We start from the raw sequence: 20,959 nt of genomic DNA on the forward strand, positions 1-20,959 counted from the left end.
GGGTTCAGCGGGGCGGAGGTCAGCCCATGTGGGGGTAGCCGTACTCGGTCGGCGCGACCAGCGTCTCCTTGATGGAGCGGGTCGAGGTCCAGCGCTGCAGGTTGGTCGCCGCGCCCGCCTTGTCGTTCGTGCCCGAGGCGCGGCCGCCACCGAAGGGCTGCTGGCCGACCACGGCGCCCGTGGACTTGTCGTTGATGTAGAAGTTGCCCGCCGCGAAGCGGAGCTTCTCCATCGCGTCCGCCGCCGCGTAACGGTCCGCCGCGATGATCGAGCCGGTCAGGGCGTAGGCCGAGACGGACTCCATCTGGGCGAGCATCGCGTCGAAGTCGGCGTCCTCGTAGACGTGCACGGCGAGGATCGGGCCGAAGTACTCGGTCGTGAAGACCTCGTTCTCCGGGTCGGTGCACGCGATGACGGTCGGGCGGACGAAGTAGCCCTCCGAGTCGTCGTAGGTGCCGCCGGCGATGATCTCGCAGGTCGGGTCGGCGATCGCGCGGTCGATCGCGGCCTTGTTCTTCGCGAACGAGCGCTCGTCGATGACGGCGCCGATGAAGTTGGTCAGGTCGCGGACGTCGCCCATGGCGATGCCGTCGACCTCGGCCGCGAAGGCCTCTTTGAAGCCGTCGTTCCAGATCGAGGCCGGGACGTAGGCGCGCGAGGACGCCGAGCACTTCTGGCCCTGGAACTCGAAGGAGCCGCGGGTCAGGGCGGTCTTCAGGACGGCGCGGTCCGCGGACGGGTGCGCGACGACGAAGTCCTTGCCGCCGGTCTCGCCGACCAGGCGCGGGTAGGACTTGTACTTCTCGATGTTGTTGCCGACCGTCTTCCACAGGTACTGGAAGGTCTTGGTCGAGCCCGTGAAGTGGATGCCGGCCAGCTCAGGGTGGTTCAGGGCCACCTCGGAGACGGCGATGCCGTCGCCCGTCACCAGGTTGATGACGCCCTTGGGCAGGCCTGCCTCCTCCAGGAGCTCCATGAGGAGGACCGCGGAGTGGGTCTGCGTCGGGGACGGCTTCCACAGGACCACGTTGCCCATGAGGGCGGGGGCGGTCGGCAGGTTGCCGGCGATGGCCGTGAAGTTGAAGGGCGTGATCGCGTAGACGAAGCCCTCGAGCGGGCGGTGGTCGCTGCGGTTCCACACGCCGGCGGAGTTCGCGACCGGCTGCTCGGCCAGGATCTGGCGGGCGAAGTGGACGTTGAAGCGCCAGAAGTCGACGAGCTCGCACGGGGTGTCGATCTCGGCCTGTTGGGCGGTCTTCGACTGGCCCAGCATGGTCGAGGCGGCGAGCTTCTCGCGCCACGGGCCGGACAGCAGCTCGGCGGCGCGCAGGATGATCGCGGCGCGGTCGTCGAAGGACATCGAGCGCCAGGCCGGGGCGGCGGCGAGGGCGGCGTCGATGGCCTCCTGCGCGTCGGCCTGGGTGGCGTTGGCGAAGGTGCCGAGCACCGACTTGTGGTCGTGCGGCTGGACCACGTCGAAGCGTTCGCCGCCGCCCATCCGCTTGACGCCGTTGATCGTCATCGGGAGGTCGATCGGGTTCTCGGACAGCTGCTTGAGCTGTGCTTCGAGCCGCGCGCGCTCCGGGGTGCCGGGGGCGTACGAGTGGACCGGCTCGTTGACCGGAGCGGGGACCTGGGTCACAGCATCCATGGGGCTGGTAACTCCTTGACCTAGTTCTTGGCTAGTTCTTGGTGATCATCGAGCGGAGGAAGAACAGCAGGTTGGCCGGCTTCTCCGCGAGGCGGCGCATGAAGTAGCCGTACCAGTCGGTCCCGTACGCGGTGTAGACCCGCATCCGGTGGCCCTCGGCGGCGAGCCGCAGGTGCTCTTCGCTACGGATGCCGTACAGCATCTGGAACTCGTACTCGTCCAGTTTGCGCCCGGCCTGCCGGGCCAGTTCCTGGCCGATGGCGATCAGCCGCGGGTCGTGGGACCCGATCATCGGGTAGCCCTCGCCCTCCATCAGGATCTTCATGATCCGGACGTACGCCTTGTCGATCTCCGCCTTGTCCTGGTACGCGACCTCGGCGGGCTCCTTGTAGGCGCCCTTGACGATCCGGACGCGGCTGCCGGCGGCGGCCAGGCGACGGGCGTCGGCCTCGGTCCGGAAGAGGTACGCCTGGACCACGCAGCCGGTCTGGGGGAAGTCCCGGCGCAGCTCCTCGTGGATGGCGAACATCGAGTCGAGGGTGGTGTGGTCCTCGGCGTCGAGCGTCACGGTGGTGCCGATGGCGGCCGCGGCCTCGACGACCGGGCGGACGTTGGCGAGCGCCAGCTCGTGGCCGCCCTCCAGTGCCTGGCCGAACATCGACAGCTTCACGGACATCTCGGCCTTCTCGCCGAGGCCGAGCTCCGCGAGGCGCTCGATGAGCTGGAGGTAGGCGTCTCGGGCGGCGTAGGACTGCTCCACCTCGGTGATGTCCTCGCCGACGACGTCGAGGGTGACCTCGAGGCCGTCCCGCGTGAGGTCCTCGACGATCGGGATGACCTGGTCGACCGTCTCGCCGGGGATGAATCGATTCACCACGGGCTTGGTCACCGGGGCGGCAGAGACGATACGACGCATCTTGTCGCTGCGCGAAGCGGCGAGGATCACGGGACCCAGCACGGGGCACCTCCAGCGGGTGGCAGAAGAAAAGCGCAAGTAAAACCACCGTGAAACCTAAGGATCGCTTTGATCCTCTGCCATCGACAGCTGTCACGCATCCGTGTCCCGGAACTCATACATCTGTCTGAAGGGTCGGTCCCGAGGTGGGAGAATGTCGGGGTGAAGGGCGATTACCAGGACCTGGTGGACGAGATCTCGGCGCTGCTCGGCGCCCCGGCGACCCTGGAGAACCGGGACTTCCGCCTCATCGCCTTCGGCGCGCACGACAGCGACGACGACCTCGCGATGGACCCGGTACGGACCCGCTCGATCCTGACGCGGCAGTCGACGGCGGCGGTCCGGTCCTGGTTCGAGGGCTTCGGCATCGCCCGCGCCACCGGGCCCGTCCGGATCCCGGCGGCGCCCGACGCGGGAGTGTTCCGGGGGCGGATCTGCCTGCCGGTGCGGTTCCGGGGCATCGTGCAGGGCTACGTCTGGCTCCTCGACCAGGAGCCCGGCAAGCCCGGCCCCGACCCGGCGGCCCTGGCCGCGGCCATGGAGGTGGCCCAGCGGATCGGAGTACTGCTCGCCGAGGAGGCGAAGGCGGGGGCCGACCTGTCACGGGAGTTCCAGGCGGTGCTCACGGCCGGGCGGGGCTGGCAGCAGGAGATGGCGGTGGCCGCGCTGCGGGCCGCCCTCGGCCCGGGCGGGGACGGGCTGCACGCGACGGTCTGCGTGGCGCCGTGGTCCGGGGAGGCTCCCGCGTCGGTGCCGGGCGCGGCCGCCGTGTGCCTCGTACCGCGGCGGGGCGGAGGCGGGGACGGAGCGGGCGCGGCCGGCGACCTGGCCCTGGCGGTCCTGCTCCGGCTGCGCTCGACGGACGCGCTGGCCCCGGCCCTGACGGCGGTGGCCCGGCTGCTGCCGCGCGCGCCGGAACCGGCGGGGACGGCCGGAGCCGCGGGCCCCGGCGGAGCCGCCGGCCCTGGCGGAACGGCCAAGGCCGACGCGAAGGCCAAGGCGGCCGGGACGACTGCGGCGGCCAAGGCCGGGGCCAAGCTCCCGGCCGGGCCGGCCCGCCGGATGACCGCGGGCGTCGCCGACCCCGTCCGGGGCCTCGCGGAGCTGCCCGCCGCCTGGGAGCAGGCCGTCGCCGCGGCCCGGGCGGCCGTCGCGCAGCCCCGGCTCGGCCCGGTCGCCCAGTGGTCGGCGATCGGCCCCTACCGGCTGCTCGCGACCCTCGCCGCCGACCCGGTGGACGATCCGGCGGCGCGCGCCCTGCTGACCCCGGCGCACCGCGAACTCGCCCGCACCGCCGAGGTGTTCCTGGACTGCGCCGGCCAGGCGGGCCGCGCGGCGGCCGCCCTGGGCATCCACCGCCAGACCCTCTACTACCGCCTCGCCCGGGTGGAGCAGCTGACCGGGCTCGATCTGGACGAGGGCGAGGACCGCCTGCTGCTCCACATGGCCCTGAAAGCCGCCCGCCTGACGTAGCTGGAGGATCCGCGCCTTCGTGGCAATGAAGGCCGTTCGTCAGCAGTGGACTAGCAAATCCGCGACTGCCTTGGCAACGGATAATGGTCGGTAGTGATCGGCTGTGCGGCACTTGCGGTCTTTGCCTCCCTCCCCGACGAGACGGCGTTCGCCACCAAGCCGCAACTGGCCGGCGACATGCTCGAGGACGCGCACGCCTCGGGCATCCGCACCGCGTGGGTGGCGGCCGACAAGGTCTACGGCGGCCGGGAGTTGCGCTGCCGGATCCGTACGCTTGGCCCCGGCTACGCGATCGCCGTGCCCACCAGCCACCGCGTCACCACCCCGAGCGGGAAGGCCAAGGTCACCGCGCTGCTGGAGCGGGTGCTCAAGCGGGCCGGGATGAGACTGAAGACCGGCAACGGCACCAAGGGCGAACGGCTCTACGACTGGGCGATGATCGACGTGACCCCCGACGACACCCCGCCCGGACACCCCGACGGGCACAGTCAGGTCCTCATCCGGCTCCACCGACGCACCGGCGCCCTCTCCTTCTACCGAACCTGGCACCCCGACCCGCAACCGCTATCGGTGCGGGTCAGCGTGGGCTGCCGCCGCTGGCGCGTCGAGGAGGACTTCCAAGGAGCCATGGGCCTGGCCCACCTCGACACGGGCAGGTCACCTGCTGGACCTCCAATCCGAACCACGCGTGGGCTGGATGGCAAGCCTGGTCAAAATGACCTCACTCCCAGTTGGATTGAATCGACCAGCGCTGCACTCTCGTCTGGCGTTCCAACGGTGACCTGGATGCCACTGGCTATGGCGTCTCGTAGTTGAGAAACCCACATGCTTTGACGGATCCGCTCGAAGGCCGAGACGTCATCCGGGAGGAACCACAGAAAGAAGAACTCATCACGGCCATCCGTGTCCCTGATTTGCGTGAAGGCATAGTCTTCGCCCACCAGTACGCACCGCACGTTTCCAGTCGTAAGCGCCACGACAAATCACGTCCTCTCGCTGCATTGCTGAGTGACTGTCCTTAGGTGGGCACTCTGGAGCGCAATGAATTAGTGCAGCAGCGCTGTGTTTATGGCAACAAAATCATACATTCGCACCCCGTGCTCCAAGTTGATGCCCAGCGCAGCCATGACTGCGGCGATTGGATTGGCATTTGCTCCGACCTTTACGCCACCTGTAGTCCTATGTGAAAAATGCAGCCCAATGACTCGGTTGGCCTCATCGACCCACAGACTCCCCGAGTCGCCCTCATCGCCGATGACTCCATCGAGGGTCTTCACGAAAATCTGGTCGCGAAAGTTGACGGTGAGCCCGTTGTCATACGTGAGATCGAAGTCGCAGTCGATCTCGGCGATCTCACCGGTGGTTACCCCCGTCGTGGCGCCCGTTTTCCTTACGATCTTCCCCAAGAGTGGGGTGCCAATGCCAGAGATCCGCCCCAGCCCGAGTAGTTCGGGCAGCAGGAAGCGATGGCCTGTCAGACGGGCGGCCGCTGCGTCCACCCGGTCCGTGATCACTGCTTGGTGCACCCGGGCCACCAGGCTCCCACCACCTGTGGTCCCCGGCTGGTTGACCTCAACACCTTGGCATGCCGCGAGCAGCACGTGCCAGTTACTCAGGATCACGTCTTCACCCGTGACGTCGTCGAAGAACGCCCCACCCAAGGTGCCGTAGCCGCCGGAGCTGATGCCGCCGCAGCTGACGCCGATGCTAATTCCGCCGACGAGAGGATTGTGACTTCTGCCGCTGCCTGATTCGACGTCAGGCTTGAATTCGGCTTCGACGACATCGACCGGGACTCCCTCAATCTCCTCGGGGAGGATTTCATCGGCGCGGAGTTGGGCTTCGGGCAGCTTCCTGCTGACATATACGATGACGGCCACCTTCCCCGTACGCCGACCCTCGGCCTCTTCCAGACCGACACCGAGTCCGATCACATTGGAGTACGAGCGAAGACGCTCGGCCGCCACCCGCTTCACCTCACGAGCCCGTGAGACCACAGCCGGATCCGGTTTCCATTGGCTCATGGAGATCCTCCTGCCGAGTCGGCGAGATGTTCGGATGTCACGGCCGGGCTGTCAACTCGACCGCCAGGACGTCCCCAGCGCCACCATGAGTGAGAGTGACCTGGAGGCCCTGGACCAGGGCGACTTGAAGTTGGGATATCCACATATTGCGGTGGTTTCCGGAGAAAGGCGACGTGTCATCCCAGTGAGACCACACATTGAAAAACTTCAGGCGTCCGTCTACCGCATCCCTGATCGCGACTCGGCACCGGCCATCAGTCACGTCCAATTCCACGACGTTCCCGGTCGTAAGCGCCATGCGTATCACGTCTTTCCCCGCTGACCTTGTGATCTTTCAGCCTTTCGGCCACCAGATGCCTCGCGACCCGCAGATCCCCGATCACCCGCATCTTCCCCCGTCCAAAGGCCTCCAGGGGAGACAGCTCGCCCCGGGCGAGCTGCCACCACGTCTCCTCACCCACTATGAGCTCAAGATCGGGACCATGGACGAACCCGGCGCTGATCTCGCTGCCTTCTGGCCCGACCTCCAAAGTCCAGGAACGGGTCTCATCGCCGACCATGATCTTGAAGTGGATCCGGGCCAGATGCGGCGAGGTTCCCACTACTTGGCTCAGTCGCCGGAACGATCGGTCAAGATCCTTCTCACGATCCGCGACCAACGGGGTCCAGGGAACACAGCACGCCAGCAGGAAGTCATGGCCCTGGAACCGTGCAGATATGGATGTCGATTCGCGTTCGGGCACGTCTTGAGACATGTCGTCCTCCTCGGCGTCGACGAGGCTACGGAACGGTGCAGCCTGAGGCCGCCCTAGTGATGCGACATACCCATCCATTAAAGGTGACACCTCCCTAGATGGAAAATTAGGAAGGTGCGGTGCATACCGATGTTTCGATCGCGGTTGATGAAGGTCGCCGAGTCCGTCACAGCGCGTACTTACCACGGGCCGCTCTCTGTCTGGAGCGACGGCGATTGCGCAAGATTCGCCGACACAGCGAGTGCTCGTCGCCCTCGGATTCCACTGCTGCCACAGGAACTCCCCTTCCGCACCGGCCCGGTGCGCCACGCAGGCACGATGAAGGCGATCGACCGGACCCGTCCGCACCGCGAGGTGTCCGGGGTCGTGGGACACCTCGAAGTGGATCACGCGCGGGCGCAGGTGGTCGTCACGGTGCGGCGGTCGCGGGTGCCACCTGCGGCAGCGGCTCCGCAAGGGGTGCGCCCGTCGCGGCGTCTATGACGAGCCGGGCGCCCAGCGGCCGGGCCAGCGCGACCGGAACCATCTCCAGGCGCATCGCCGCGTCGCAGGACGTGCCCGGTTCGGCGTCGGCCACGATCCGGCCGGCCAGCACCACGGTGTCGGCTCCCTCCAGGACGTCCACGGCTACCCCGCCGTCGCAACTGCCGTGGCCGGCCTGCACGGTGAGTTCCGTCGCGGCCGGGCTGGCCATGTAGACGAGCAGGGGCGCCGTGCCCCCGTCGAAGGTGCCCAGGGGCTCGACCGGGACCTTGGGCAGCTCCTGCGGGGTGACGGCGAGCCGGGCGAGCGGGGTCTCGTACCCCTCGACGGTGAACAGCCAGGCCGGTACCCGGGCCGGCCCGCGGCTGGTGCGTACGGCGATCTCGCCGAAGCGGACCCCCGTGACCGCCAGCGCGGGTCCGCCGTCCGGGGCCCGGTCCAGCTCCCCGTACGCCTGAGCCGCGTTCTGGAGCGGCAGCGTGAGCGTGGCGCCGCCGTCGTTGCCGTTGCCGTTGCCGTTGCCGTTGCCGTCGGGCCACCGGATCGCGGTGGCGGGCGGCGGCGTGGCGGGCAGCTCGGTGCGCAGGACGAAGCTCTTCGCGGCGTAGGCCTCTTCGTCCCCCTCGGAGTGAAAGCCCTCCGGCGGCTTCCACTCCTGCCTGTCCAGTAGGTGGAAGCCCTCGCGCCACTGCGTGAGGGCCGCCGAGCCCTCCCAGGCCGCCGCCACCTGCTTCATGCGCGGACGGGTGTCCGGCGTCGCCTGCGGCGCACTGCATCCGGCCGCCAGGACCACTGCCGTCAGGCCGGCCGCCAGTACGCCCGCGCGCACCGCGGGCCCGGAACCGGCCCTCGCCCGGTCCCTCGCCTCACCCTTCGCCCGGTCCGTCGTTCGTGCTTCCGTTCCCGCCCGTGCTCCCGCTCCAGCCACGTCGACTCCCCCTCGTCTCGGGCCGATTCGGGGGTGGGACGGGGCGCTGCGTCCGGTGGTTCCCGCTCCGCTTACTCCCCGTCCTCGGAACCCCGGGGGCGCGTCATCGCCTCGGCCGCCCGGCGCATGCCCTCGGTGAACTCCTCGGCCGTGGCCGCCGACTCCGGATCGAACAGCCACTGGATCATCAGGCCGTTGAGCAGCGCCTGGTAGAAGGTGCCGAGCGTGCGCACGTCCCGGTCGTCGAGCTCGTCCTCGGGGGTGCCGGTCAGCATGGAGATCAGGCCGCGGCGCCCCTCGGCCTGCGAGGCGGCGAGCATGGACCGCAGTTCCGGCCGCTGGTCCCTGCCGAGCGCCACCTCCAGGCTGGCCGCCCAGACCGGACCCGACTTCTCGTGCTGCGCGAGGACGCCCTCCCAGAGCGCGCGGAACCGCTCCAGCGATCCGCCCTCACCGTCCAGGCCGGACTGGAAGACGGCACCCCACTCCTCCATCAGGCCGATGAAGGCCTGGGTGAGCAGGGCGTCCTTCGAGCCGTAGTGGTAGCCGATGGACGCCAGGTTGGTTCCCGAGGCGCTGACGATGTCGCGCGCGGTCGTGCGCACGAACCCCTTCTCGACCAGGCACTTCTTGGCGCCTTCGAGCAGATCTTCGCGATGTCCCATGACCACAAGGTAGCAAGACAGCCGTCCCAGACAACAGTTCTATACGATCGTCATAGACAAGCGTTTAAGACGTGTGTACATTCCTGCTCATGACAAACCCCGCCGCCACAGCGCGACTCGCCGGCCGCCGCGAATGGACCGCCTTCACCGTCCTCCTGCTGCCCCTGCTCCTGGTGTCGATGGACGTCTCCGTCCTCTACTTCGCCATCCCGGCCATCACCGACCAGCTCGCCCCGAGCGCCACCCAGCAGCTCTGGATCTTCGACAGCTACGCCTTCGCCCTCTCCGGCCTGCTGATCACGATGGGCTCGCTCGGCGACCGGATCGGCCGCCGCAAGCTGCTGCTGATCGGCGCGACCGCCTTCGGCATCGCCTCGGTCTGTGCGGGCTACGCCACCAGCGCCGAGATGCTCATCGCGGCCCGCGTCCTGCTCGGCATCGGCGGCGCGACCCTGATGCCCTCCACGCTGGCCCTCGTACGGAACCTCTTCCAGGACGACAAGCAGCGCGGCAAGGCCATCGCCATCTGGTCCGGGGCCATGACCGGCGGAATAGCCCTCGGTTCGGTGCTGAGCGGCGTGATGCTGAACCACTTCTGGTGGGGGTCCGTCTTCCTCATCAACGTGCCCGCGATGCTGCTCCTGCTGCTCCTGGTCCCGGTCCTGGTCCCGGAGTTCAAGGACCCCGCCCCCGGCCGCTTCGACCTGCTGAGCGTGCCGCTGTCCATGGCCGCCGTGCTGCCGGTCGTCTACGGCCTCAAGGAGATCGCCGCCGAGGGCTTCGAGCCCCTCTACCTGGGCTGCCTCGCCGCCGGCCTGGCCTTCGCCTACGTGTTCGTGCGCCGCCAGCGCACCCGCGACGACGCCATGATCTCCCGGTCCCTCTTCCGGGGCCGCGGCTTCGGCGCGGGCATCGCCCTCAACACCCTCGCCGCCTTCGCCGTGATGGGCTCGGCCTACTTCACCACGCAGTACCTCCAGTCGGTGCTCGGCATGGGCACCCTGGAAGCGGCCCTGTGGAGCCTCGCGCCCTCCGTCGTCATCGGCGCCGCGGCCCCGGTCTCCGCCGCCCTGGCCCAGAAGGTGGACCGCGGCTACGTCATCGCCGGCGGGTTCGGCCTCGCCGCCGCCGGGTTCGTCCTCTTCAGCCTCGTGGACACCGACTCCCTGTGGCTGGTCCTGACCGGTGCCGGGGTGCTCTCCTCAGGCGTCGTCGCCGTGATGTCCCTGGTCTCCGACATGGCGCTCGCCGCGGCCCCCGCCGAGAAGGCCGGTTCCGCCGCCTCCCTGCTGGAGACCGGCACGGAGTTCGGCGGCGCCCTGGGCATCGCGATCCTCGGCAGCCTGGGCACCGCGGTCTACCGCAGCGACCTGGCGGATTCCGAGCCCGCCGTGCGGGAGACCCTGGGCGGGGCCGTGGCCGCCGCCCACCGGATCGGCGGGGAGGCGGGCGAGCAGGTCCTGGCCCTGGCCCGGGAGTCCTTCGTCCACGGGATGCAGTACGCGGCCTGGGGCGGCGCGGCGCTGCTGCTCGGGGCGGCCGTGCTCGCCGCGGCCCTGATGCGGGGAATCGAAGCCCCGGCCCCGCCCGCGGCGGAGCAGGCCGAGGTGCCCGAGGACGGCGCTGCGGTGCCGGCGTACAACTGACCGGGCCGGGGCGGAACAACGTGAAAGGGCCCGGGGGAATCCCCCGGGCCCTTCGCCGTGTCACACGCGTCAGCCGAGGCTGACCGTACGGGCCGAAGCGGCGCCGATCTCGGCGGCGATGTCCGCGAGGACGTTCGCCGGCACCTCCGCGTCGACGGTGAGGACGGCGAGCGCCTCGCCGTGCTCCTCCGCACGGGCGACCTGCATGCCCGCGATGTTCAGACCGGCCTCGCCGAGAACGCGGCCGACGGTGCCGACCACGCCCGGGCGGTCGGTGTAGCGCAGCACGACCATGTAGTCGGCGAGCGCCAGGTCCACGTCGTACTCGCCGATGCCCACGATCTTCTGCAGGTGCTTCGGGCCCGCCAGCGTGCCGGAGACCGAGACCTCCTGACCGTCCGACAGGGTGCCGCGGACGGTCACCACGTTGCGGTGGTCCGGGGACTCCGAGCTGGTGGTCAGGCGTACCTCGACCCCGCGCTCCTGGGCGAACAGCGGGGCGTTGACGTAGGAGACCGTCTCGTCGACGACGTCCTCGAAGACACCCTTGAGCGCGGAGAGTTCGAGCACCTTGACGTCGTGCTGGGTGATCTCGCCGCAGACCTCGACGTCGAGGCGGACCGCGACCTCGCCCGCGAGGGCGGTGAAGATGCGGCCGAGCTTCTCGGCGAGCGGCAGGCCGGGACGGACGTCCTCGGCGATGACGCCGCCCTGGACGTTGACCGCGTCCGGCACGAGCTCGCCGGCGAGCGCGAGGCGCACCGACTTGGCGACCGAGACGCCGGCCTTCTCCTGGGCCTCGTCCGTGGACGCGCCGAGGTGCGGGGTGCAGACGACCTGGTCGAGCTCGAAGAGCGGGGAGTCCGTGCAGGGCTCCTTCGCGTACACGTCGAGGCCGGCGCCGGCGACGCGGCCCTCCTTGAGGGCCGAGTACAGGGCGGCCTCGTCCACGATCCCGCCGCGGGCGGCGTTGACGATGCGGACGGAGGGCTTCACCTTGTGCAGGGCCTCGTCCCCGATGAGACCGAGGGTCTCGGGGGTCTTGGGCAGGTGCACGGTGATGAAGTCGGCGACCTCCAGCAGCTCGTCCAGCGTCAGCATCTTGACGCCCATCTGGGCGGCGCGCGCGGGCTGCACGTAGGGGTCGTACGCGACGACCTTCATGCCGAAGGCCGACATGCGCTGCGCGACCAGGACGCCGATGCGGCCGAGGCCGACGACGCCGAGGGTCTTCTCGCTGAGCTCGACGCCCGTGTACTTGTTCCGCTTCCACTCACCGTTCTTCAGGGCGGTGTTGGCCTGCGGGATGTTGCGGGCGGTGGCCACGAGCAGACCGCAGGCCAGCTCGGCAGCCGTCACGATGTTCGAGGTCGGGGCGTTGACGACCATCACGCCGGCCTTGGTGGCGGCGGAGACGTCGACGTTGTCCAGACCGACGCCGGCGCGCGCGACGACCTTCAGCTTCTTGGCGACGGCGATGGCCTCGGCGTCCACCTTGGTGGCGGAGCGGACGAGGATCGCGTCGACGTCGACGATCGCGGGCAGCAGCTCCGCGCGGTCGGCTCCGTTGACGTGCCGGATCTCGAAGTCCGGACCGAGCGCGTCCACCGTGGCGGGCGACAGCTCTTCGGCGATGAGTACGACAGGTTTCGAGCTCACGTGGGTCATCCTCACAAGTCCAGTGCGGACGGCCGTCCCGACGGCCGCAGGCGGTGGAGGGGGTAGCCGCGTGGAAGACGCACGACACTGTGGGCCTGACGCGTATGTGTTGAGCAGTGTAGTGGCGCTGACGGACCGGATTTCCGCCTGTACGGAAGGATCACCCTTCCGGGGTTGGCCGTGTTGGACAAGCGACGCGCGGCGGGGCCGGGACACACCGTTCCGGCCCCGCCGTCCACGATCAGCTTTCGTCGCTGTCGACCCAGCTCATCAGCTTGCGCAGCTTCTTGCCGGTGGTCTCCAGCAGGTGCGCCTCGTCGGCATTCTTGTACTCGTTGTACTTCGGCAGACCGGCCTTGTACTCGGCCATCCAGGTGTTCGCGAACTCGCCGCTCTGGATCTCCGCGAGGACCTTCTTCATCTCGGCCTTGGTGGCGTCCGTGATGATGCGGGGGCCGGTGATGTAGTCGCCCCACTCGGCGGTCTCGGAGACCGACCAGCGCATCTTCTCCAGGCCGCCCTCGTACATGAGGTCGACGATGAGCTTCAGCTCGTGCAGGCACTCGAAGTACGCGATCTCCGGCTGGTAGCCGGCCTCGGTCAGGGTCTCGAAACCAGCCTTGACCAGGGCGGACGCGCCACCGCAGAGGACGGCCTGCTCACCGAACAGGTCGGTCTCGGTCTCCTCGGTGAAGGTGGTCTTGATGACGCCGGCGCGGGTGCCGCCGATGCCGGCCGCGTACGAGAGCGCGAGGGCGAAGGCGTTGCCCGAGTGGTCCTGCTCGACGGCCGCGATACACGGAACGCCACGGCCCTCCTCGTACTGGCGGCGGACCAGGTGGCCCGGGCCCTTCGGGGCGACCAGGGCGACGTCCACGTTGGCCGGGGGCTTGATGAAGCCGTAGCGGACGTTGAAGCCGTGGCCGAAGAAGAGCGCGTCGCCGTCCTTGAGGTGGTCCTTGATGGACTCCTCGTAGATCTCGGCCTGGAGCGGGTCCGGGGTGAGGATCATGATGACGTCGGCCCAGGCGGCGGCCTCGGCCACGGGGACGACCTTCAGGCCCTGCTCCTCGGCCTTGGCCTTGGACTTCGAGCCCTCCTTCAGGCCGACGACGACGTCGACGCCGGAGTCACGGAGCGACAGCGCGTGGGCGTGGCCCTGGCTGCCGTAACCGATGACCGCGACCTTGCGGCCCTGGATGATGGACAGGTCGGCGTCGTTCTCGTAGAACAGCTCGGCCACTGGGATATCTCCTTGGTGCGCTGGTGTTGCTCCCACCGTACGGCGGGGAACGGAATCTGAGTTCGCCGGTCTCGCTATGCGAGCCGAGCGTGTCTGGCGCGGCTTGGGCGGCCGCTGCGCCGGCCGGGTCAGGCGCTGCGGTCGAGCGCGCGCAGACTGCGGTCCGTGATGGACCGTCCGCCACGCCCTATGGCGATCGTGCCGGACTGCACGAGCTCCTTGATGCCGAAGGGCTCCAGCATCTTGAGCATCGCGCCGAGCTTGTCGGAACCGCCGGTGGCCTCGATGGTGACGGCCTCCGGGGAGACGTCGACCGTCTTGGCGCGGAACAGCTGGACGATCTCGACGATCTGCGAGCGGGTCTCGTTGTCGGCGCGGACCTTCACCAGGACGAGTTCGCGCTCGATGGCGTTGTGGGACTCCAGCTCGACGATCTTGAGGACGTTGACCAGCTTGTTCAGCTGCTTGGTCACCTGCTCCAGCGGGAGGTCCTCGACGTTCACGACGATCGTGATGCGGGAGATGTCGGGGTGCTCGGTGACGCCGACCGCGAGGGAGTCGATGTTGAACCCGCGGCGGGAGAACAGGGCGGCGATCCGGGCGAGGATGCCGGGCGTGTTCTCGACCAGGACGGAGAGCGTGTGCTTGGACATGTGAGGCGTTCTCTCTCTCAGGCTCTCTCGGCTCAGTCGTCTTCGTTGTCGCCGAAGTCGGGACGGACGCCCCGGGCGGCCATGACCTCGTCGTTGGAGGTGCCGGCGGCGACCATCGGCCACACCATGGCGTCCTCGTGGACGATGAAGTCGATCACGACGGTGCGGTCGTTGATCGCGTTGGCTTCGGCGATGACCTTGTCCAGGTCGGCCGGGTCCTCGCAGCGCAGCGCCACGCAGCCCATGGCCTCCGAGAGCTTGACGAAGTCCGGGACGCGCGTGCCCTTGCGGGGCGCGATGGACTCGCCGAGCTGGGATCCGACGGTGTCGTGACCGGTCTCGTCGGCGTGCAGGACGGTGTTGGAGTACCGCTGGTTGTAGAAGAGGGTCTGCCACTGGCGGACCATGCCCAGCGCACCGTTGTTGATGATCGCGACCTTGATCGGGATGTTGTTCAGGGCGCAGGTGACCAGTTCCTGATTGGTCATCTGGAAGCAGCCGTCACCGTCGATCGCCCAGACCGTGCGCTCGGGCATGCCGACCTTGGCGCCCATCGCGGCCGGGACCGCATAGCCCATGGTTCCGGCGCCGCCGGAGTTCAGCCACGTGCGGGGCTCCTCGTACTTGACGAAGTGCGAGGCCCACATCTGGTGCTGGCCGACACCGGCCGCGAAGATCGTGCTCTTCGGCGCGAGCGCACCGATCCGCTCGATGACGTGCTGCGGCGAGAGGCTGCCGTCCGCGGGCAGGTCGTAGCCCAGCGGGTACGTGTCGCGCCAGCGGCTGAGGTCGTTCCACCAGGCGGTGTAATCCCCGGCGTTGCCCTCGGTGTGCTCGGCCTGGACGGCCTGGATCAGGTCGGCGATGACCTCGCGGGCGTCACCGACGATCGGGACGTCGACCGCGCGGTTCTTGCCGATCTCGGCCGGGTCGATGTCCGCGTGGATGATCTTGGCAAAGGGGGCGAAGCTGTCCAGCTTGCCGGTGACGCGGTCGTCGAAGCGGGTGCCGAGGGCGATCAGCAGGTCCGACTTCTGCAGCGCGGTGACGCCGGTGACGCTGCCGTGCATGCCCGGCATGCCGACGTGCAGCGGGTGGCTGTCGGGGAAGGAGCCCAGCGCCATCAGGGTGGTGCAGACCGGGACCCCGGTCAGCTCGGCGAGGACCTTCAGCTCGGCGGTCGCGCCGGACTTCATGACGCCGCCGCCGACGTACAGCACCGGGCGCTTGGCCTGGCAGATGAGCTTGGCGGCCTCGCGGATCTGCTTGGCGTGCGGCTTGGTGACCGGCCGGTAGCCGGGGAGGTCCTGGGTGGGCGGCCACGAGAAGGTGGTCTTCGCCTGCAGGGCGTCCTTGGCGATGTCGACCAGGACCGGGCCGGGGCGCCCGGTGGAGGCGATGTGGAAGGCCTCGGCGATCGTCCGCGGGATGTCCTCGGCCTTGGTGACCAGGAAGTTGTGCTTGGTGATCGGCATGGTGATGCCGACGATGTCCGCCTCCTGGAAGGCGTCGGTGCCGATCGCCTTGGAGGAGACCTGGCCGGTGATCGCGACGAGCGGGACGGAGTCCATGTGGGCGTCGGCGATCGGGGTGACCAGGTTGGTGGCGCCCGGGCCGGAGGTGGCCATACAGACGCCGACCTTGCCGGTGGCCTGCGCGTAGCCGGTGGCGGCGTGGCCGGCCCCCTGCTCGTGGCGGACCAGGATGTGACGGACCTTCTTGGAGTCCATCATCGGGTCGTACGCGGGGAGGATGGCACCTCCCGGAATCCCGAAGACGGTGTCGCACCCCACCTCTTCGAGAGAGCGGATGAGGGACTGCGCACCCGTGACGTGCTCAACTGCGGCGGACTGCTGTCCGCCGGAACGGGGCCGCGGCTGCGGATGGTGGGCCCCGGTGGCCTGCTCGGTCATCGGCATTCTCTTCTCGAAGCTGAGGGTTTTACGCGGATTCGACTCTGTGCCAGTGCAACAAAAAACCCCTCGTGCCAGGAGGCAAGCGAGGGGAGCGCGTCGGGTGTGTTGAGCGGGAACATGCAGGTCCCTGCTTCAGCCGACGCGCTTTCCAAGTACGAGAATTCGGGTGCGCATGGCACTGACCCTCCCTCTGGCGGCAGGGTGATGTCAAGTAGGTGGGACGGGCGTCTCATTATGTGAGCCTCTACGGATGGCCATCGAGCCCCCGGGGGAGCCGCCGGCCAGAGCCGGCTGGGCCGCTCCGCCCGGTACTGGGAACGTACCGCGCACCAGCGCACGGCGCAGCCTGTACTCGTCGAGGGGTCCGGAAAAGGCCATTCCCTGGCCGTGCGTGCAGCCCATCGCGCGCAGGGCCATCACCTGCTCCGGGAGGTCGACCCCGTCGGCCACCGAGCGCATGCCCAGGTCGTTTGCAATCCGCAAGAGACCGGCGGTGATCTTGTGCAGGCGGGCCGACTCGACCACCCCTTCCACCAGGCCCCGGTCCAGCTTGAGCATGTCCACGGGAAGCCGGCGCAGGGCACTGATGGCCGCGTAGCCGCTGCCGAATCCGTCCAGGGAGATCCCCACCCCGAGCCGGTGCAGGGCCGTCAGGCGGCGCTCCAGGTCGTCGAAGGGCACTCTGGGGTCGGATACCGCGAGCTCCAGCACCAGGGACCCGGAGGGCAGGCCGTGCCGGGTCAGCAGAGCCTCCACGGAGCCGAGCGGCATCGCGCGGTCCAGGAGCCGCTGGGCGGTCATCCGCACGGCCACCGGTGCGCCGTGTCCGGCCCGGTGCCGTTCGGCGGCCTGCTCCACGGCCTCCTCCAGCAGCCAGCGCCCCAGCTCGGCGGTGCGCGAAGCGTCCGGGCCCGCGCCGCCGGGGCCCCCCGCACCTCCCGCGACGCCCTCGCTGTACTCGGCGGCGCGGAGGAACTCGGCCGGCGTGAAGAGGATGCCCTGGGCGGAACGCCAGCGGGCCTGCGCGGCGACGGCCGCCACCTCGCCGGTGGCCAGCGAGACCACGGGCTGGTGCAGCAGGGCGAACTCCCCCTCGTGGAGTGCGGTGCGCAGCCGGCCCGCCAGCTCGGCCTTCCGGACGACCTCGGCCTGCATCTGGGGGGCGTACATCTCGACGCGGTCCTTGCCGCCGGCCTTGGCCCGGTACATCGCGAGATCCGCGTTGCGCATCAGGTCCGAAGGGGTGATGCCGGGGTCGGCGAAGGCCACGCCGATGCTGGCGGCTACGCGCACCTCGCTGCCGCCGATCCGGTACGGCTGGGAGAGGGTGGTGCGCAGCCGGTCGGCGATCTCCCGCACCTGGTACTCACGGGCGCTGCGGTCGCGGTTCCCGTCGCCGAGGATCAGCGCGGCGAACTCGTCGCCGCCGAGGCGGGCCGCGGTGTCCCCGGCCCGGACCGAGTCCTGGAGCCTGCGCGCGGCCTCGATGAGCAGCTCGTCGCCGGCCTGGTGGCCGATGGTGTCGTTGACCGCTTTGAAACCGTCGAGGTCGATGAAGAGCACGGCGGTGCTGTGGTCCCCCGCCCGCCGGCCGGTCAGGGCCTGGCGCACCCGCCGGGTGAAGAGGGCGCGGTTGGGCAGGTCGGTCAACGGATCGTGCTCGGCGCTGTGCTGGAGCTGGGCCTGGAGCCGGACCCGCTCGGTGACGTCCCGGCTGTTGAGGATGAGCCCGCCCTGGTGGCGGTTGACGGTGGACTCCACGTTGAGCCATTCGCCGCCGCCCGACTTGAAGCGGCATTCGATGCGGGTGGTGGGCTCCTCGGTCGGCGGTGCGGCGAGGAAGCGGCGTACCTCGTGGACCACCCGGCCGAGGTCGTCCGGATGGATGAGGGTGGCGAGCTCGGTGCCGACCAGCTCCTCGGCCTCGCGGCCGTAGACCCCGGCGGCGGCGGGGCTGACGTAGCGCAGGGTCCCGGTGGGCGCGGCGATCATGATGACGTCGCTGGAGCCCTGGACCAGGGAGCGGAAGTGGTTCTCCTTCTGGGCCAGTTCCTGGGTGAGCGCGATGTTGTCGAGGAGCATGATGCCCTGCCGGATGACGAGGGCGAGCACGACCGTGCAGCCGGTGAAGACGACCATCCGGTCGACCTTCCGGCCGTCCACGACGTTGTAGAGGATGCCGAGGGTGCACACGGCGGCGGCGAGGTACGGGGTGAGGGCGGGCAGGGAGCCGGTGATCGGGCGGCTGTGCGGCCGGTCCCCGCGCGGGTGCACGGCCGGCTCGGGGCCCGGGTGGATGCGCCGGGCGCCCCAGGGTGCGTAGGCGAGCAGCAGCGAGCCGGCAAACCAGCCGGCGTCGAGCAGCTGTCCGGACTGGTACTCGGCGCTCAGCAGGGGCGAGGTGAACAGCGCGTCGCTGAGCACGGTCAGGGCCAGTGCCGCGATGGCGGTGTTGACGGCGGAGCGGTTGCTCTCGCTCCGCCGGAAGTGCAGGACCAGGACCATCGAGACGAGGGCGATGTCCAGGAGCGGGTAGGCGAGGGAGAGCGCGGCTCGCGGGACGCTGCCCGGGGCGCCGGACTGGGCGGTCCGGGCCGCGTGGGCCAGGGCCAGGCTCCAGGACAGGGTGAGCAGGGAGCCGCCGATGAGCCAGGAGTCGAGCCCGAGGCACACCCAGCCGGCTCGGGTGACGGGCCGTTTGGCGAGGACGAGCAGGCCCACGATGGCGGGCGGGGCGAAGCAGAGGAAGGCGAAGTCGGCGACCGAGGGCTTCGGGACGGGTTCACCGAGGACCACCTCGTACCAGCCCCAGACCGCGTTGCCGCCGGCGCCCATGAGGGAGGAGAAGGCGAAGAGCAGCCAGGCGGGGCGTTCGCGGCTGTCGATGGCGCGCGCGTACGAGTAGCAGGAGACGGCGGCGAACAAGCCGGCTGCGCTCAGTCCGAAGTCGCCCATGATCTCGGCGAGTTCCTCCGAGCCCCAGTTGAGGGCGGCGCCGACGGCGTACCCGCCGCTGATCACCGCGAGGACCAGCTGCATCGCCAGGCCCCTGCCTCCGCCCGAGACGGACGGACGGTTCAGGAGCGCCGCCCCGGCACTCACCGGTCCCCCTCGCTGGCTGATTCCGGTGCAGCCCAGTCTCGGCAGCGCCGCCTCCGGCGGCTGTGCCGCATCGGATCCTTCGTCCATTGGCCGTGCATCGCCCGTCGCCCCCCAAAGTGTCCGATCACTCCCCAGCGCCAGACGTTCGTGGCGCAGCCCCTTGTTCCGGACGATACACCACTTTCGTCACTCAGGGACATAGTCCCTCTACTCTCAGTTACCGATCGCGGAGGGATGTCCACCTTGCGCGTCCGGGTGAATGCGGAGCGTGCACAACGTCCGTCACTCGGTGATCAGCACCGTGTGCTCCAGGGGCTTTCCGGAGGCGAACAGGCCGAGCTGGCGTGCCAGCAGACGCTTGGCGCGCGGCTCGAACGCCGTGCTGCTGCCGCCCACATGAGGCGTGATCAGGACGTTCGGAGCGTGCCAGAGCGGGTGGCCGTCGGGCAGCGGTTCCGGGTCGGTGACGTCGAGCGCCGCGCGCAGTCGGCCCGACTCGACCTCCGCCAGCAGGGACTTGGTGTCGACGACGGGACCGCGGGACACGTTGACCAGCAGGGCGCCGTCCTTCATGCGGCTCAGGAAGTCGGCGCCGGCCAGGCCCCGGGTGGCGTCCGTGAGCGGTGTCACGAGGATCACCACGTCGGCCTGCGGCAGCAGGCCGGGCAGGTCGGCGAGAGCGTGCACGGGCCCGTGCCCGGTGGTCCGCGCCGTACGGGCCACGCGCGCGATCCTCCCGCATTCGAAGGGGACGAGCCGGTCCTCGATGGCCGAGCCGATCGATCCGTAGCCGATGATCAGAACGTTCTTGTCCGCGAGTGCGTCGTAGAAGCCGGAGCGCCACTCCTCGCGGTCCTGGCCGCGGACCATGCCGGGGATGCCGCGCAGGGAGGCGAGGGTCAGGGTGAGGGCGAGTTCGGCGGTGCTGGCCGTGTGGACCCCGGCGGCGTTGCACAGCCGTACGCCGGGGCGCAGGTCTCCGAGGCGGCCCCGCACGTCGTCGATGCCGGCGGTCAGGGTCTGGACGACCTGGACGGCGGTCATCTCGGCGAAGGGGCGCACGGTGACCTCGGCGGTCTTCATGTAGGGGGCCACGTAGAAGACGCAGTCGGCCGGGTCGGCCGGGAAGGCGTCCTCGCCGTCCCACACGCGGTACCGGAAGGAGTCGGGGAGGCCGGCGACCTCCTCGGCGGGGAAGGGGAGCCAGACGTCCTGGGGCGTAGCAGTCATGATCACGAGGCTATGCCAAGCCGTCTTGATCAAGCCGTTAGTTTGGTGGCCGGAGCGGGAGGGGGACGCAGCGGTGGAGCGCAGGTCGATCGGGGCGGGGGCGCTGACCGTGGGCGCCGTCGGCCTCGGCTGTATGCCGATGAGCTGGGCGTACGCGCCTTCGCGGCGGCGGGGGCAGGAGTCGCTGGCGGCCGTGCACGCGGCGCTGGACCTGGGGGCGAACCTGCTCGACACGGCCGACGTGTACGGGCCGTTCACCAATGAGCTGCTGCTGGGGCGGGTGTTGCGGGAGCGGCGGTCCGAGGCGTTCGTCTCGGCCAAGGTGGGCCTGCGTGCGGGCGACCAGCACGTGGTCGCCGACGGGCGGCCCGGCTATCTGCGGCGGGCCTGCGACGCCTCGCTGCGGCGGCTGCGGACCGACGTCATAGACCTCTACCAGCTGCACCGGGTGGACCCGGAGGTGCCCGTGGAGGAGACCTGGGGCGCCATGGCGGAGCTGGTGGGTGCGGGGAAGGTGCGCGCCCTCGGTTTCTGCGCGCTGGGCGCCGGGGCCGGGCCGGGGGCGGGGCGCAGCGG

The 20,959-nt window shown here is 69.7% G+C and carries 16 protein-coding genes; 4 read left to right on the forward strand and 12 right to left on the reverse strand.

From position 1 onward, the window contains the following. Positions 1–19: 19 nt before the first annotated feature. Positions 20–1,651: an L-glutamate gamma-semialdehyde dehydrogenase gene (pruA, locus tag PV721_RS27470; RefSeq protein ID WP_319728625.1), complete on the reverse strand. Its 1,632-nt coding sequence runs from the start codon at positions 1,649–1,651 to the stop codon at positions 20–22. Between the two features lie 31 nt (positions 1,652–1,682). Continuing rightward, positions 1,683–2,609 (reverse strand): proline dehydrogenase family protein, encoded by a 927-nt coding sequence (locus tag PV721_RS27475; protein ID WP_319728628.1) that lies wholly within the window; start codon positions 2,607–2,609, stop codon positions 1,683–1,685. A 159-nt stretch (positions 2,610–2,768) separates the two neighbouring features. Between PV721_RS27475 and PV721_RS27480 the strand changes: the two genes are divergently transcribed. Both PV721_RS27480 and PV721_RS27485 read left to right on the forward strand, forming a co-directional pair. Further along, positions 2,769–4,079, forward strand: coding sequence for a helix-turn-helix domain-containing protein (locus PV721_RS27480; RefSeq protein ID WP_319728629.1), 1,311 nt, complete (start codon positions 2,769–2,771; stop codon positions 4,077–4,079). 93 nt (positions 4,080–4,172) lie between these two features. Further along, positions 4,173–4,895 carry a transposase gene (locus PV721_RS27485; RefSeq protein WP_319728631.1) on the forward strand — a complete coding sequence of 241 codons (723 nt, stop codon included), beginning with the start codon at positions 4,173–4,175 and terminating at the stop codon, positions 4,893–4,895. Positions 4,896–5,125: 230 nt separating this feature from the next. On the opposite strand, the gene PV721_RS27490 is transcribed toward PV721_RS27485, so the two are convergent. The 4 genes from PV721_RS27490 to PV721_RS27505 all read right to left on the reverse strand — a co-directional run bounded on the left by PV721_RS27490 (position 5,126) and on the right by PV721_RS27505 (position 8,934). Next, a complete protein-coding gene (locus tag PV721_RS27490) occupies positions 5,126–6,103 on the reverse strand; it encodes a hypothetical protein (RefSeq protein ID WP_319728633.1) in 978 nt (325 codons plus the stop codon). A gap of 254 nt (positions 6,104–6,357) precedes the next feature. Further along, positions 6,358–6,858 (reverse strand): SCP2 sterol-binding domain-containing protein, encoded by a 501-nt coding sequence (locus PV721_RS27495; RefSeq protein WP_319728634.1) that lies wholly within the window; start codon positions 6,856–6,858, stop codon positions 6,358–6,360. Between the two features lie 409 nt (positions 6,859–7,267). After that, a complete protein-coding gene (locus PV721_RS27500) occupies positions 7,268–8,269 on the reverse strand; it encodes a hypothetical protein (RefSeq protein WP_319728635.1) in 1,002 nt (333 codons plus the stop codon). Positions 8,270–8,340: 71 nt separating this feature from the next. Further along, the gene (locus tag PV721_RS27505) at positions 8,341–8,934 is read right to left on the reverse strand and encodes a TetR/AcrR family transcriptional regulator (RefSeq protein WP_319728637.1); all 594 of its coding nucleotides are present in this window, start codon (positions 8,932–8,934) and stop codon (positions 8,341–8,343) included. Between the two features lie 89 nt (positions 8,935–9,023). Between PV721_RS27505 and PV721_RS27510 the strand changes: the two genes are divergently transcribed. Beyond that, positions 9,024–10,580 carry an MFS transporter gene (locus PV721_RS27510; RefSeq protein ID WP_319728638.1) on the forward strand — a complete coding sequence of 519 codons (1,557 nt, stop codon included), beginning with the start codon at positions 9,024–9,026 and terminating at the stop codon, positions 10,578–10,580. A 69-nt stretch (positions 10,581–10,649) separates the two neighbouring features. On the opposite strand, the gene serA is transcribed toward PV721_RS27510, so the two are convergent. The 6 genes from serA to PV721_RS27540 form a co-directional block, all read right to left on the reverse strand. Then, a complete protein-coding gene (gene serA, locus PV721_RS27515) occupies positions 10,650–12,239 on the reverse strand; it encodes a phosphoglycerate dehydrogenase (RefSeq protein WP_319728639.1) in 1,590 nt (529 codons plus the stop codon). A gap of 241 nt (positions 12,240–12,480) precedes the next feature. Continuing rightward, on the reverse strand, positions 12,481–13,482 hold the full coding sequence (gene ilvC / locus PV721_RS27520) for a ketol-acid reductoisomerase (protein WP_319728640.1): 1,002 nt from the start codon (positions 13,480–13,482) through the stop codon (positions 12,481–12,483). A gap of 128 nt (positions 13,483–13,610) precedes the next feature. Then, on the reverse strand, positions 13,611–14,135 hold the full coding sequence (gene ilvN / locus PV721_RS27525; protein WP_030010002.1) for an acetolactate synthase small subunit: 525 nt from the start codon (positions 14,133–14,135) through the stop codon (positions 13,611–13,613). A gap of 32 nt (positions 14,136–14,167) precedes the next feature. Next, complete coding sequence (locus tag PV721_RS27530) at positions 14,168–16,054, reverse strand: acetolactate synthase large subunit (protein WP_319728644.1); 1,887 nt, start codon at positions 16,052–16,054, stop codon at positions 14,168–14,170. Between the two features lie 204 nt (positions 16,055–16,258). Beyond that, positions 16,259–19,153, reverse strand: a complete 2,895-nt coding sequence (locus tag PV721_RS27535) for a putative bifunctional diguanylate cyclase/phosphodiesterase (RefSeq protein ID WP_416371194.1) — start codon at positions 19,151–19,153, stop codon at positions 16,259–16,261. Between the two features lie 282 nt (positions 19,154–19,435). After that, positions 19,436–20,383, reverse strand: a complete 948-nt coding sequence (locus PV721_RS27540; RefSeq protein ID WP_319728648.1) for a 2-hydroxyacid dehydrogenase — start codon at positions 20,381–20,383, stop codon at positions 19,436–19,438. A gap of 73 nt (positions 20,384–20,456) precedes the next feature. On the opposite strand from PV721_RS27540, the gene PV721_RS27545 reads away from it, so the two are divergent. Further along, the coding region (locus PV721_RS27545; RefSeq protein WP_319728650.1) for an aldo/keto reductase at positions 20,457–20,959 on the forward strand (503 nt) is incomplete at its 3' end.

The organism is Streptomyces sp. MB09-01, from assembly GCF_033794505.1.
Taxonomy (GTDB): Bacteria; Actinomycetota; Actinomycetes; order Streptomycetales; family Streptomycetaceae; genus Streptomyces.